The organism is Vibrio sp. YT-19(2023) (genome assembly GCF_033337395.1).
On the sequence record NZ_JAWOQN010000014.1, the window covers coordinates 1 to 13905 of the forward strand.

General features: G+C 43.8%; 10 protein-coding genes and 1 pseudogene. 8 read left to right on the forward strand and 3 right to left on the reverse strand.

The window, feature by feature from the left end; translation table 11 throughout:
* Positions 1-146 precede the first annotated feature (146 nt).
* Positions 147-506: pseudogene (locus R7E78_RS12150) on the reverse strand (sulfatase-like hydrolase/transferase); the annotation flags it as partial.
* 289 nt (positions 507-795) lie between these two features.
* On the opposite strand from R7E78_RS12150, the gene R7E78_RS12155 reads away from it, so the two are divergent.
* From R7E78_RS12155 to R7E78_RS12165, 3 genes are all read left to right on the forward strand, one after another.
* Positions 796-1173 carry a winged helix-turn-helix domain-containing protein gene (locus R7E78_RS12155; RefSeq protein ID WP_237306325.1) on the forward strand — a complete coding sequence of 126 codons (378 nt, stop codon included), beginning with the start codon at positions 796-798 and terminating at the stop codon, positions 1171-1173.
* Between the two features lie 89 nt (positions 1174-1262).
* Positions 1263-3617 (forward strand): fatty acid cis/trans isomerase, encoded by a 2355-nt coding sequence (locus R7E78_RS12160; protein ID WP_318057909.1) that lies wholly within the window; start codon positions 1263-1265, stop codon positions 3615-3617.
* An 18-nt stretch (positions 3618-3635) separates the two neighbouring features.
* Positions 3636-3827 carry a hypothetical protein gene (locus R7E78_RS12165; RefSeq protein WP_005376565.1) on the forward strand — a complete coding sequence of 64 codons (192 nt, stop codon included), beginning with the start codon at positions 3636-3638 and terminating at the stop codon, positions 3825-3827.
* Between the two features lie 50 nt (positions 3828-3877).
* On the opposite strand, the gene torS is transcribed toward R7E78_RS12165, so the two are convergent.
* Positions 3878-6841 carry a TMAO reductase system sensor histidine kinase/response regulator TorS gene (gene torS, locus R7E78_RS12170; protein ID WP_171344668.1) on the reverse strand — a complete coding sequence of 988 codons (2964 nt, stop codon included), beginning with the start codon at positions 6839-6841 and terminating at the stop codon, positions 3878-3880.
* Between the two features lie 43 nt (positions 6842-6884).
* Between torS and torT the strand changes: the two genes are divergently transcribed.
* Both torT and R7E78_RS12180 read left to right on the forward strand, forming a co-directional pair.
* The gene (gene torT, locus R7E78_RS12175) at positions 6885-7934 is read left to right on the forward strand and encodes a TMAO reductase system periplasmic protein TorT (protein WP_318057933.1); all 1050 of its coding nucleotides are present in this window, start codon (positions 6885-6887) and stop codon (positions 7932-7934) included.
* 64 nt (positions 7935-7998) lie between these two features.
* Complete coding sequence (locus tag R7E78_RS12180) at positions 7999-8454, forward strand: methylglyoxal synthase (protein WP_318057910.1); 456 nt, start codon at positions 7999-8001, stop codon at positions 8452-8454.
* A gap of 77 nt (positions 8455-8531) precedes the next feature.
* On the opposite strand, the gene helD is transcribed toward R7E78_RS12180, so the two are convergent.
* Entirely contained in the window at positions 8532-10601 is a 2070-nt protein-coding gene (gene helD / locus R7E78_RS12185) for a DNA helicase IV (RefSeq protein ID WP_005376572.1), read from the reverse strand.
* Positions 10602-10925: 324 nt separating this feature from the next.
* Here helD and yccS point away from each other — a divergent pair, with 324 nt between their 5' ends.
* From yccS to R7E78_RS12200, 3 genes are all read left to right on the forward strand, one after another.
* On the forward strand, positions 10926-13079 hold the full coding sequence (yccS, locus tag R7E78_RS12190; protein ID WP_005376573.1) for a YccS family putative transporter: 2154 nt from the start codon (positions 10926-10928) through the stop codon (positions 13077-13079).
* A 191-nt stretch (positions 13080-13270) separates the two neighbouring features.
* Complete coding sequence (locus R7E78_RS12195; RefSeq protein WP_005376575.1) at positions 13271-13501, forward strand: hypothetical protein; 231 nt, start codon at positions 13271-13273, stop codon at positions 13499-13501.
* Positions 13502-13581: 80 nt separating this feature from the next.
* Positions 13582-13884: a hypothetical protein gene (locus R7E78_RS12200; RefSeq protein ID WP_171342898.1), complete on the forward strand. Its 303-nt coding sequence runs from the start codon at positions 13582-13584 to the stop codon at positions 13882-13884.
* Positions 13885-13905 lie beyond the last annotated feature (21 nt).

Sequence of the window (13905 nt, forward strand, 5' to 3'; positions counted from 1 at the left end):
AACCACGGTTTATTAAGGCTTTGTTGTACTGCGTCCAGTTAGTTGTTTTGTAACGAGGTTTAGGCATGAGGCTACGACGATTAATGGGTGTAGCCGATCAGATCGTAGCTTCTTGATTTAGTTCCATCGATTTAAGCAACAAAGCCCATCTCCGCTATCGTTGCATCTTCTTCCTTCAGGCCTAAATCAGCACCTGGCAAGCCTACCTTACTTAACCCAGTCCTCAAGACAGACTGCCCAGTTATAAACGTCGATCGGCCAGCTGTACAAGATTGCTCACCGTAATAGTCAGTGAACATCATGCCTTCTTTGGCGATACTGTCTATATTTGGTGTTTTGTACCCCATCAAACCAAACGTATAAGCACTGAGATTGGACTGACCAATATCATCGCCCCAAATGACGAGGATATTCGGTTTTTCTGCCGCTATACTATTACTCGTAGCGCCAATAAAAGCAGCAGCAAGAATGGCTAACCGACGTTTAACGCCATATTTCACTGTCATATAAACCCCTGTGTGTATTAGAAAATGCTTCTTGCATCAAAATGTATAGTAGAGAAACAAAAAATAAGCTAGCTCCCATGTGGAAATTTTCTTTATTTTTTCGAACTTTGACTCCCTTTATGACAAGATTCTCCCCTTCTACATCCTCTTGCTTACGTCGTTGTCTCCTCAAGTTCCAAACATTTAAATTATCTACGCACCTCACAATACGAATTAAAAGTACCTGATTGCTTTTATATAAATATTAATGATAATACGTTTTACTACTATTAATAATTAAGGTGTCCGTGTGCTTGACTCCAAGGTTTCAAATGGAAAAACTTCCCAATGCCAACACAACGGCGTTCACCATAATGATGAGGAGCTATTACTAGATAAGCGCACTCACTCTGTGGTACTCAATTACTTGCCAAACAAGAAATCTGTTCAGTTAACAAGCATTCAATTTAAGCTGCTACAAACTCTCACTCACCATCAAGATCAAGTACTTAGTAAGCCTTTTCTTTACGAAACAGTACTAAAACGTGAATTTACTGAACATGATCGGGCACTCGATATGCACATGAGCAGAATGAGAAAGCGTCTAGTTCACGAAGGCGTTCCGACAGACAGAATTCAGACAGTCCACCGCCAGGGTTACATTTTCAAGCGCTCAGACAATCAATAGAAAAATTAACGCTAATTGACCCAACGTTTGGTAATTGACCGCTTATTTTGCTTTAATTAATGCAAATTCTAATCACGTAAAATAACTCAATGAATTTGCGCTTAATTTTTACACTTTGCATTGCTACTTTGTTTGCCGGCTGTGCAACCTATGCTGGTCTTAACTATGACCAACTGTTTGGTCCACAGCTCGTGCGTGAACGCACAGTTGACGTGGAAACCCCTCAAGCAAACTTCTTCCAAAGCGAAGTTAAACCCATTATGGATAACCGCTGTGTCGTCTGCCACGCGTGCTACGATGCACCATGTCAGCTTAAGCTCTCTTCTGTTGAGGGCATTGACCGTGGTGCGAGTAAAGCACTGGTATATGAAGGAACAAGACTCACAGCCGCAGCACCAACACGCTTATTCGAAGATGCCGAAACAACCCAAGAGTGGCGCGATGCGGGTTTTCATCCGGTTCTCAACGAACGTGATCAAAGCATGGCAGCCAACATTGACGCAGGCCTTATCGCACGTTTGCTACAGCAAAAAGAGCGCCACCCATTGCCTGACCAAGTCCAGTTAGAAGGCTTTGACTTTTCGATAGACCGAGAACAAACCTGTCCAACGATTGAAGAATACGAGCAATACGAAAAGGATAACCCAACCTGGGGCATGCCTTTTGGTATGCCAAATCTATCAAACAGTGAATACCACACACTCATGACTTGGTTGGAAAACGGCGCAATAATGAACGTTCACCGACCTGTTAGTGAGAAAGAGCAAGCGCAAATAGATAAGTACGAAGCATTACTTAACCACTCTGATTTGAAAAATCAGCTGATGGCTAGGTATATATATGAGCATTTATTTTTATCTCATCTCTACTTTTCGGAACTCGATGAAGATCCCCGATTCTTCACGCTCGTCCGCTCTGCTACACCACCAGGACAGCCCGTCAAACGTATTTCAACGCGTCGCCCGTACGATGATCCAGGGGTTGAACGTGTGTTTTATCGAATTATTCCAGAGCAAGGGACCATAGTAGATAAAACTCACATGCCATTCGCGTTAAACAAGCAACGCATCGAGAACTGGAAAACTTGGTTTATTAATGCTGATTACACGGTTAGCCAGCTACCGAGTTATGAACCAGAAGTTGCTGCAAACCCGATGACATCATTCATCGACCTTCCAGTGAAATCGCGCTTTAAGTTCATGCTAGATAATGCGCAAAATACAATAATGGCATACATCAAAGGCCCAGTTTGTCGTGGACAACTGGCATTGAATGTTATCAATGATCGCTTTTGGGTGTTTTTCCTTGATCCAGATAAAGCAGACATCCCAGAAGTAAATGAGTTTTACCGATCTCAGGCTGATAATCTAAAACTACCGGCAGAACAAGAAAGTAACACGCTACCTGTTACCAACTGGGTCAAATACGCGCGTCAACAAGCTCGCTACCTAGAGGCTAAATCTGAGTTCACTAATAACTGGTTTAAAGAAGGTGAAAACCTATCCACCGATGTAATTTGGGATGGTAATGGCACCAACCATAATGCGGCATTAACGATATTCCGCCATTTTGATAGTGCTTCTGTTGTTCAAGGGTTAGTTGGTGACCAGCCTAAAACAGTGTGGATTCTTGACTACGCGCTCCTAGAGCGTATCCACTATCTGCTTGTTGCTGGGTTTGACGTTTACGGTAACTTCGGCCACCAGCTCATGACACGAATGTTTATGGACTTCTTGCGTCTAGAAGGCGAAAGTAACTTTATCTCGTTGTTACCCGCCGATATGCGCCATGAACTTCAATCTAGCTGGTATAAAGATCAAAGCCCACAGTTGAGTGACTTTTTACAACGAAATGTGAAGCCGTTTAACCAACCAACCAGCGTTCAGTATAAGAGTGACGATCCAAAAACGGAGTTGGTGGAGTTGTTGAGAGAACATGTCTCAGATGTGCTTCTGCCTCGCTACGAAATTCAAAACACGGCTCTTTCTGCGAGTAGTGAAAAGCAACTAAAACGTATTGACCAAGTTCGTGGTGAAGGCCTAAAAACCGTTCCGCAAATCACTATGCTTATGGTGAGAAGTCAATCAGGGGAAGATGAACTGTTCACCTTACTTCACAACAATGCACACACAAACATCTCTAGCTTGTTTGATGAAGAAAGTAACCGTGACTTTGCTAACGATGATATGACCATTGTACGCGGCGTTGTGGGAAGCTACCCTGCGGCATTTTTCTCGATCAACGAAAACCAAGTAAAAGATTTTGTCGATCAATTTAGTGCCATCCAAAACGAGTCCGATTACGTTAAGTTATTGGATAATTTTGCGATTCGTAGAAGCTCAGAAAAATTCTGGTCATTTAGCGATCGTTTACACAATTGGTACCGTACAAAACAACCGATCGAATTTGGATTACTTGACTATAATCGTTTTGAGAATCGATGATGATTTAAGGGGGTTCTCATGGGTATCCGAGATAACATTGCCGCTCTTGAACAACAGATTTACGTTGCTTGTTCTGAGGGAGACTACGAAACGGTCAATATGCTTGAGCATCAACTCGAATACTTACGTGGCAAAGTGGAACATCCTTTTGATGATGACCCTTATGCCCTAGACACTCGATTCGAGTGGGAAGATGACATGACCGAATAGAAAAAACCTCCGGAAAGCCGGAGGTTTTTTTATTTTCAATGCTCGATGGATTACTTCGCCATTAACTCATCCAGAGCTTGAATTGATGCAGACACTTGAGAAACTAAATCATCTTTAGTCGCATTATAGGTATCTAGAGGTTGAGGCGCGGCTTCAATTGCTTGGCAAGCGTTCATTAGCGCAGTTAGTCCTAAACTTCCTGCACTGCCCTTTAATTTATGGGCAAGGTTCTTTACTTCTTTACTATCATTGTCCTCAGCAGACGCTTGCAGCTTGCTTAATACATCGGTGCTGGTGGCTCTAAACAGATTAATAATGTGCAACATCTTATCTCTGCCCAAGATTTTCATATCGGACTCAATCACGCTCGGATTAATGATAACCACATCGGGTTCCTTTGTTTTAGGTGCTTGAACGACCTTTGATTGTAGCTCTTGTTCTTGAGGCGAAATTTGATCAAACGGGGTACAGTCGGCATTTTGTGGCAACAACAACGGCTTTCCGTCTAGCGCATCCTGAATCAATGCCGCGAGTGCCTCTTTTGCCAATGGCTTAGGCAAGTATCCGTCAAAACCAGCGGCTAGATAGCGCTCAACTTCTTCCGCAAAAACGTGCGCAGACACTGCAATCATTGGCGTGACGGCAAGCGCTTTATTGGCCGGCTTATCACACTCAATCCGCTTTAAGCGTTGGATCAACTCAGTTCCATCACAATCAGGGAGGTTGATGTCGACCAAAGCGATATCAAAATCTTGTGTGCTGATCAGTTGCTCTGCTTGTGAGCCGTTTTCTGCCATCACGACTTGATGCCCCATGCTTTCTAGAAAACCTTCCGCGACCACTCGGTTGACTTCATTATCTTCTACCAGCAAGACCTTTGCTTTCACTTTGCAACGTGCGGTTGCCACGGTTCCTGTTTCAACAGGTTCGCTTTCCTCTAACGGAATAGAGAACCAGAATCGGCTACCATTTCCCTCTTCGGAATCGACTTCTAAAACACCGCCCATCGCTTCAATGATTCGCTTACTGATAGCAAGTCCAAGCCCCGTGCCTCCAGTTTGGCTCATCCCACCTTCAGCTTGCGTGAAGGCATCAAACAACGTTCTCTGGTATTTTTTGGCAATTCCTATTCCAGTGTCTGATACTTCAAACAGGACTTGCGACTCGTCCTCAGGGTTCAGGCTAACGTAGATATCAATTTCTCCTTCGTCAGTGAACTTAATCGCGTTACCAACAAGATTGTTCAGCACCTGACTGATTCTGGTGACATCCCCTTTCCAGTAGCGACTAACATCACTTTCAATATGGTAGGAGAACAGCAGCTTCTTCTCTTGTGCTCGACTGTTCATTAACTGGAAAGTGTCCTCCACCATTTGGTGTAAATCGAAGCCCATGTGACGAATTTCTAAATGCCCCGCTTCAATCTTGGAGTAATCCAGCACATCATTAAGGATCGCAAGCAACGTTTTACCACTACGATTAATGATTTCCGCATAACGCTTTTGAATTGGGTTGAGGCCTGAGTCAATCAGCAAGCGTGCTGTCCCCAACACTCCGTTCATTGGCGTTCTTATCTCATGGCTCATCGTCGCCAAGAATGCCGATTTTGCTCGGCTCGCTTGCTCTGCTTGCTTGCGAGCTTTAGCGTGATTCAAAACCTCTTCATTCAAACGGCGGTTGGCTTGTTTTAACTGCGAAGTGCGTTGCTCAACAAGCTCTTCTAAATGCTCTTTATGCTCCTCAAGCTCTCGCTTGGCTTGAGCTTCACCCTCTGCTACCACTTTTAGTGCTTGCGCGGTATTACGAGCCGTGATGATGGCCTGCCCCATATGCGCCAACTCATCTTTGCCTTTCACTTCCAACTCAACCGCTAAGTTACCCTGTGCCACAGACAGCAACGCAGCGGAATATTCCGCTAACCGCTTCACAACAGAAAGGTACACCACACGCCATAAAATCAGCACCAATACAATCAAACCAACAATTGAAATAACGGTTAGAGACCACTGAGCGAATTTCAATGTGCTGGTCAATTGGTCTACAGCGACGGTAGTGGTTTTGTTTGAATCATCAACCAATTTGTTGACCGTGCCATTAAGCTCTGAGAACAACTCTAATGTCTTTTGCATCAGCTGTTGTGACTGTTCGTTATTCTCGTATTGCTGCATCAGTATAGAAAATACGACCTGACGCTTACCAAGCTCTATGAGCAGTTGGCTCATTTGCTTAGAGCGCGTAGGATCTTCCACAGCGAGTACACGGCGTTGCATGATTTTGAGGTTGCTATCGAAATCACTTTGAACCTGTTGAATTCGCTCAATATTCGTTAATGTCCGAGCCTCTTCAATCTGATTCAACATTTTAAAGGCCAACAAGTGCAGTTCATGCAATCGCTCAGTCAGATCAAGATCGACCTCCACCAGTGCATCTAGCGCCTGATAAACTTGCGATTTTTTATTCGATTCTAATAAGTCATAAATATGCGTGACGTTAGCAACAGCAATGGTGCTTGTATTCTGAACTTGCGTACGAGTTAGTTGTTCTAGCTCTTCACTGAGCAGACGCATTTCTTCAACACGAGTATCTATCTCTTTTGCAAGCCACAGCTTTTTTTCAACCGAAACACCGAGTTCTGCCAAATTGTCGATAACATTCTGAACGTTATTCTCTAAAGCTTCTAACAATTGAGAATCGAACGACTCGCTCCCGAGCTCCTTGATGTGAGTGAGTAAAGACTCGAGCTGTTCGAACAGCACTCGCCCTGACTCCTTTCTTTCCTGCTCGTTTCTTGCGTTCGACAACATTTGTACAGACGAAATAATACGAGTACTCAACTCAGAGACTTGCCTCGCCTCAATCATGGCGGGAATCGCAGAATCCACGACATTTCTTTCGGTTTTGGCAACCAAAGAAAATCCAGACACACCAATAAGTGCCGATAACATGACCAGTATTGCCATCGCAATGAAAGACAACAAAAGTTTACGACCGATGCTTGCAGTTGCTAGCAGCATATTTTCATGACCTTAATGTTCGTGTTCAGCGACATATTACGTTATATTTTGCAGTGTTTACTTAATCTATGCCAACGAACTTCATTTCATGGTTAAAAATCAACACGCATTTCGCACATTTTTCAAACATTCTGCAGCCACTTTAACCCTAGTTGCTTCTTTGCCAGCGGTTGCCGCAGAGAAAATATGTGCAATATACCCTCACCTAAAGGATTCATACTGGTTGTCAGTAAACTATGGAATGGTGTCCGAAGCGAAAAGAGAAGGTGTCGAGCTACGAGTCCTTGAAGCGGGCGGCTACCCAAACAAAACCCGTCAAGAACAACAACTCGCACTGTGTAACCAATGCGGAGCAGATGCGGTTATCCTTGGGACCGTGGACCCACAGGCTTACGAGCATTCACTTAAAAATTGGGTGGGGAATACTCCCGTTTTTGCTACTGTGAACCAACTCGACTTGGATGAAGAACAAAGTGAGTTGCTAAAAGGGACTGTCGGTGTTGACTGGCATTGGATGGGATACGAAGCGGGTCAATATTTGGCAGCTCGCCATCCAAAGGGGTCAGGAAAAACCAACATTGCCTTACTTTTGGGGCCGCGAACTCGTGGTGGTACGAAACCCGTTACTGCCGGATTTTATGAAGCGATACAAGGAAGTGATATCAACATTGTTGACTCATTTTGGGCAGACAACGACAAGGAGTTACAACGTAACCTAGTTCAACGTGTGATCGATATGGGAAATATAGATTACATTGTTGGCAGTGCAGTGGCGATTGAAGCGGCCATCAGTGAGCTGCGCAGTGCCGGCAAAGCTGAGGAGATCGGTTTAGTTTCTGTGTACTTAAGTCATGGTGTATATCGAGGCCTGTTACGTAACAAAGTACTCTTCGCACCAACAGATAAAATGGTGCAGCAAGGTCGGCTTTCCGTGATGCAAGCAACGCATTACTTAAGAGGTGAAGCTTATGACAAACATGTCTCACCAACCATCAAACCACTGACTCCGAAGACGCTTCATGACGACACGATCGAAGAATCGTTATCTCCGTCAGAATATAGGCCGACATTCCGTGTTAAGGCTGTTGATTGAAAGACCAAAAACGTGTTCTATTGAGTCACAACAATTTTAAAATCATACAAACGGAAACATCTTGATGCAAAAAACCATTCGTACCATGCCAACCCATAAACATGTGGCTTTGATTGCTCACGACAACTGCAAACCTGAGCTACTTCGCTGGGTAAAAGAAAACAAAGAAAAGCTACAGAGTCACTTCCTTTACGCAACTGGCACGACAGGACACATGCTGAGTAAAGAAACTGGACTTGCGATCAAGAGCATGATCAGTGGTCCGATGGGCGGTGATCAACAACTAGGCGCTCTCATTTCAGAAGGCAAAATCGACGTTCTCGTTTTCTTTTGGGATCCACTGAATGCCGTACCTCACGACCCAGATGTTAAAGCGCTTCTTCGTATTGCTAGTGTTTGGAATATTCCTGTAGCAACGAACCGAGCCACCGCTAAGTTTCTGTTTAACTCCCCTCTTCTTGAGCAAGAAGTAGACATCGAAGTGCCGGATTACGAAGCCTATCTTGCTGAGCGCATGTAAGCTTTGATGCCAACCGAATAAAGCAAGGGCGATACCAAGTATCGCCCTTGCTGTTTTTAACATTCTAAACGTTGCATTTAACGGGAAGTCACGATGGGATAGTCACCATTAACGAGCTCTTGAACGAATGCAGATCCCGCACCAGTATGCGTAATCCAAACCTTCTCTTTCGCACGTGTAATCGCCACGTAAAATAGCCTGCGCTCTTCTGCGTAAGGGAATTTGTCTTTGGACTCCGTCAACGCACCATCAATGTGAATTTGCTTCTTCTTAGCGGGGAATTGCCCCTCATCCACAGAAAGAATAATCACAAAGTCAGCTTCGCGTCCTTTACTCGCATGGCAAGTCATAAAGCGAATATCGAGATTAGGGAAACGTCGCAACCAATCGTCGAACAAATCGGGCTTATGATAATGGTTACGTCCTAGCAATAAAACTGACTTGGTTTGCTTGGCTTGTTGATTCAAGTGGTCCAAGATCTTTTCCACTTGATTGCTCGGCGCGGTATGTACGCTCTTCTGCTTGCGTTGTTTGTGGCTGTTTAGTGTTTTCGGCAACTGCGATGGGTTTTGCTGCACGAATGTATTCGCTACATCACCAATCTGATTGTTGAAACGATAAGTTGTATCTAAGTGATGAACGGTTGAGTGAGCAAAGCGTTCTTTAAAACCAGTGATAAGATCGACATCCGCTCCTGCAAACTGATAGATCGCTTGCCAATCGTCGCCAACAGCAAATAACGTGGCACCTGCTTGTTTCTGAGTGGATTCACACAGTGCTTCAATCAATGCCAGACGATCTGGAGAGATATCTTGATACTCATCGACCATAATAAAGCGCCATGGCGAGACAAACTTCCCTTTATTCACATAATCTGTCGCACGACTGATCATGGTTGGGAAATCCACTTGGTTGCTTTCTTTAAGCATTTTCTGCCACGCTGTAAAACATGGCCAGCATAAGGCGAGTTCACTATTTAAACGCGTATAGTCTTGGTGGTTTACGAGCTTTTCTTGTACTTGCTTTTTGGTCAAGCCCACCGCCGCTAAATGAGACAGCTGCGAATCTAGCCAAGCGATCAGTTTTGGATTTTCTGAATGGCTTCCTAACTCATCATCCCCTTTTAGGTACGCAATCGGCCATTTGTCTAAATGTTTTTGCCAACGTTTAAAGTTGGTGGGTGTCATCCAATGTTTTTTCAACCAGTCTACACACCATGCTGTTCGTTGATTTTCGTCCAACGCTAAAGGACTAATTTCGACAGGTTGCTGTTCGACTTGTTTAAGAATATACAAGCCCAACTGATGGAATGTGTTGACGCGCACACCGTCTGCCGCCATGCCCACTTTATCTACTAAGCGTTCTTTCATTTCAGTCGCCGCATCACGACCGAACGCTAACATGAGAAGCTCTTCTGCTTGAGCTTGATGGCTTTGCAACAAATAGGCAACTCGTGCGGTTAAAACGCTGGTTTTGCCCGAGCCGGCCCCAGCAAGAACTAAGTTGTGGTCGTCGTTGAGCAATACCGCATATTGCTGGGATAAATTCAAAGGAGAGGATTCAATTTGATTAAACAGCACTTCCCAATTTGGACGTTCTGCTTCTAGCCAATCGCGATTACGCTCACCAAGCGCCTCAGAGGTATCAATGAGCCAAGGCTCTATTTGCGACATACGATTCGGCATTCGCATTTTGGCTTCTTCTAGGGTGGTTTTCATCTCGCTTAACTCTTGGTTAAGGCTTTCAACCCAGGAGACCACTTGAGAATGCGATAAGTAAGCAGGCAAGTGCTTTAGTTTGTAAAGCTCTTCTTCCCACTTAGGTAGATACTCAGCCAGTTTTCGGCACTGAGTGTTGTGCCACTCTTGATATTGACGAACGGCCTCAAGCGCAAACTTTCGGCATTGCGGCCACGGTAAACCTTGGACTAGCCAGCTTTGTTGTTTGCCTTCGTGTTCATGAGCAAAAAACTGTAAAGAGCTCCATAATAACCCACGCTTTACGCTAACTTTGCCATTCCAGATCGTAAAAGGAATATGTTCTTCACTGCCTATCGAGCTTAATAAAACACTGTTCTCTTTTATTTCGACGTGATGGTACTCATTTTGAATAAAAAACTGTGCTTTGCTAGTGGCAGTAAGCTGCATGAAACGTGCGCCTTTTAGTTTAGAAGTTGTCGATTTATATCATTTTAAGGCGCTAAATTGTAGCAACGGCGAGCACCTAAGTAAGCTTCTTCTTCTATTCTTTAATAAAATTCACATTACTGTCGATTTAATAACCTAAAGCTGAGGTTATTTGAAGCTGGCTTTACAATCCTCAATACATGACCTGGCAGTTTTAATATAAGTCAATGACATCCCTGCTGATTTTATCAGCAACCACGAATTTTTCTTAAAGTAAATCATAAACGCGCTATAGTGGGTCTGGTAGTATTCCCCCTGTTCTTCATCGGAAACATAAGGCGCATTGTGCAAGCAACTTCTAAATTTCGGCTATATTGGGCAAACAAGACGATAAATTACAGCGTTCTTATCCTTATTACCTTACTGGGTGTGGTTATCCCAACTTGGTACTTCGAGCAAAACACGCTGATAACGCCATTAATATTAGGCGTTATTGCTGCTGCTTTGGCTGAAAGTGATGACAGTTTCACTGGACGCATCAAGGCTCTGATTCTCACCTTTCTCTGTTTTGCGCTTGCTGCTTTTTCAATTGAAATCTTGTTCGATACCCCTTGGGCTTTTGCGTTGGGATTATTTATCTCAACCTTCGGCTTCATCATTCTTGGAGCGATAGGTCCTAAGTACGCGAGTATTGCTTTTGGTTCGTTGCTGATCGCTATTTATACTATGCTTGGCGCACATGAAAGCACCAACATTTGGTTTCAGCCACTACTGCTTTTGACTGGTGCCGCATGGTATTACTTCATGTCCATGATTTGGCAGATATTTTGGCCTCTTCAACCGGTGCAACAAAGCTTAGCCAATGTGTTCTTCCAAATGGCGAATTATCTTGATGCGAAAGCCAAGCTTTTTCACCCTGTGACCAACTTGACGCCACAACCGCTACGGATTGAAGCTGCAAAATGCAATGCTGCCACGGTTACGGCACTAAACGCTTGTAAAACCACATTACTTAACCGATCGAAACGGGGTCACATTGATGGGCCTAGTGACCGATTTTTAAATATTTATTTCATCGCTCAAGACATTCACGAACGCGTCAGTTCTAGCCATTATCGCTATCAGGATTTAGCGACCGAATTTGAACGTTCTGATGTGCTGTTTCGTTTTAAATATCTTTTGGAGTCTCAAGCCCAAGCGTGTCGTGATATTGCACTAGCCATTCAGCTAGGAAATGAATACTCCCATACCGATCAATCTATTCTGGCATTAGCTGAAGTACAAAACTCTCTTGCTTATCTAGAAGAACAAAAGCAAGGGCACTGGAAACGTCTGCTGATGCAGTTAACATATTTATTCAATAACTTAGCGACGGTAGAAAAACAACTTAATAACATTAACAACCCAGATGTTGAAGGCCTCGAAGAAGATACCCTCGCCGATACCAACCCACACACGCTAAAGGCGATGTGGCAGCGTATATCAGCAAATTTACACAAAGATTCGATGCTGTTTCGGCATGCATTACGTATGTCAATTGCCTTAACGATTGGCTATGGAATCATTCAAATATTCAACATCGACCGAGGTTACTGGATACTCTTAACCACTTTATTCGTATGCCAACCGAACTACAGTGCCACTCGCCAAAAATTGACGGCGCGAGTAATAGGTACATTAGCTGGTTTGTTGATTGGTGTACCATTGCTGACTTTTTTCCCTTCTCAAGAAAGCCAGTTAGTATTTATCGTTATCTCTGGAGTGATGTTTTTCGCCTTCCGGATGAACAACTATGGGTACGCGACTGGTTTTATTACACTGCTCGTCCTCTTCTTATTTAATCAACTAGGTGAAGGTTACGCAGTTGTCCTTCCTCGACTAGCAGATACCCTCATCGGGTGTGTGCTTGCAGTAGGAGCTGTATTAGTTATTTTGCCCGACTGGCAGTCGAGAAGGCTTCACAAAGTTATGTCGGATGCGATAGAGGCGAACAAGCAGTATCTCGATCAGATCATTGGTCAGTATAGAATCGGCAAGAAAGACAATTTGAGCTACCGTATCGCTCGCCGCCAGGCCCACAATAATGATGCCTCACTCTCTTCTGCGATTAGTACGATGCTGGCGGAGCCTGGCAAATATCGCGCAGCTGTTGATGAAAGTTTTCGCTTCCTAACGTTAAATCACGCAATGTTGAACTATATTTCTGCATTAGGCGCGCACAGAACTCGCATCGAAGATGAGTCAATTCATAAACTCGTTTTAGATGCTCACCGTTGTATTCATCAGCATCTGGATGTACTTCATAAACAGCTTCACCAGCATTGTGAGGAGTGTGACCTATCTAATATTGATGATGCTGGACTCGAGCAACGCTTAAACGAATGGCGCGATGAAGACGACAGCTCTGCCCGCATGGTATTGCAGCAACTTCATCTTATCTATCGCATGCTCCCAGAGCTTCATTCACTTGCTAGCAAGTTTGCCGTCAGAGTAAGTTAGTAACATTCAAACCATATGTAAGAGGGAAGCGCTATACCGCTTCCCTTTTTTTCTTTTTACGTTTCCACCTACCCCAAAGTGGGTAATTATGTACCTTCTTAGGAAAAATCTGACGTATCACTTAACACACCTTGACAATATTCGGACAAAAAGCAATCGATCAAATTCTAATCTATTTTGGTTGAATAAATATGTTGTATCCAAAGGATGAAGAATTTCGGGCAACGACGGATAAACCGAATCACGACGAAGGTATTGAGATGAACGCACAACAATTTAATGAACTTAAACAAAAGCTCAGTGATTTAACGGCAAGTCAGTTAAAGTCATTACAAGGTGAGATCAGCGTGAAACTAAATAAAGCGCAAAAACCGGTTCTATCTGGTGAAGAAAGAGAAATGCTTGCCAAACTGTTTGCCTAATCAAGTCATTGATATAAAACACTTGAACGTTTTATAAACTCCACCTATGCTCTCACTATCATAATGTTGGGAGTAGTGATGTGCCTGTATCGGGAATTCAATCTGGACACCACATCGTTCAGATGTCACAACAAATAGCCGAGAAAGCTGCACATGGCATTAGCAATAATGTAAGTAAGGTTAAAGAAGAGCTTTCTGATCACAACATCGATTTAGCTGCGGTTGCGGATGTCGCAATAACAGCCTCAACACCTAGCCTTCCCTCTCAAAAAGTTGAATCTCTCATCAACCTAGCACAAGCCGCTGGTTATAACCGAGTTGGCGCGTCTGTCATAGAGAAAAACAATGAAATCATTGGCAGCTTGCTAGACATCCACGTTTAGGCGATTTAACGTCAAATTATC

Coding starts and splice junctions, on each gene's coding strand:
- R7E78_RS12165 (WP_005376565.1), top strand. CDS start 3,636: ATGGGTATCCGAGATAACATTGCCGCTCTTGAACAACAGATTTACGTT.
- R7E78_RS12160 (WP_318057909.1), top strand. CDS start 1,263: ATGAATTTGCGCTTAATTTTTACACTTTGCATTGCTACTTTGTTTGCC.
- R7E78_RS12180 (WP_318057910.1), top strand. CDS start 7,999: ATGCAAAAAACCATTCGTACCATGCCAACCCATAAACATGTGGCTTTG.
- torS (WP_171344668.1), bottom strand. CDS start 6,841: ATGCTGCTAGCAACTGCAAGCATCGGTCGTAAACTTTTGTTGTCTTTC.
- R7E78_RS12195 (WP_005376575.1), top strand. CDS start 13,271: ATGTTGTATCCAAAGGATGAAGAATTTCGGGCAACGACGGATAAACCG.
- helD (WP_005376572.1), bottom strand. CDS start 10,601: ATGCAGCTTACTGCCACTAGCAAAGCACAGTTTTTTATTCAAAATGAG.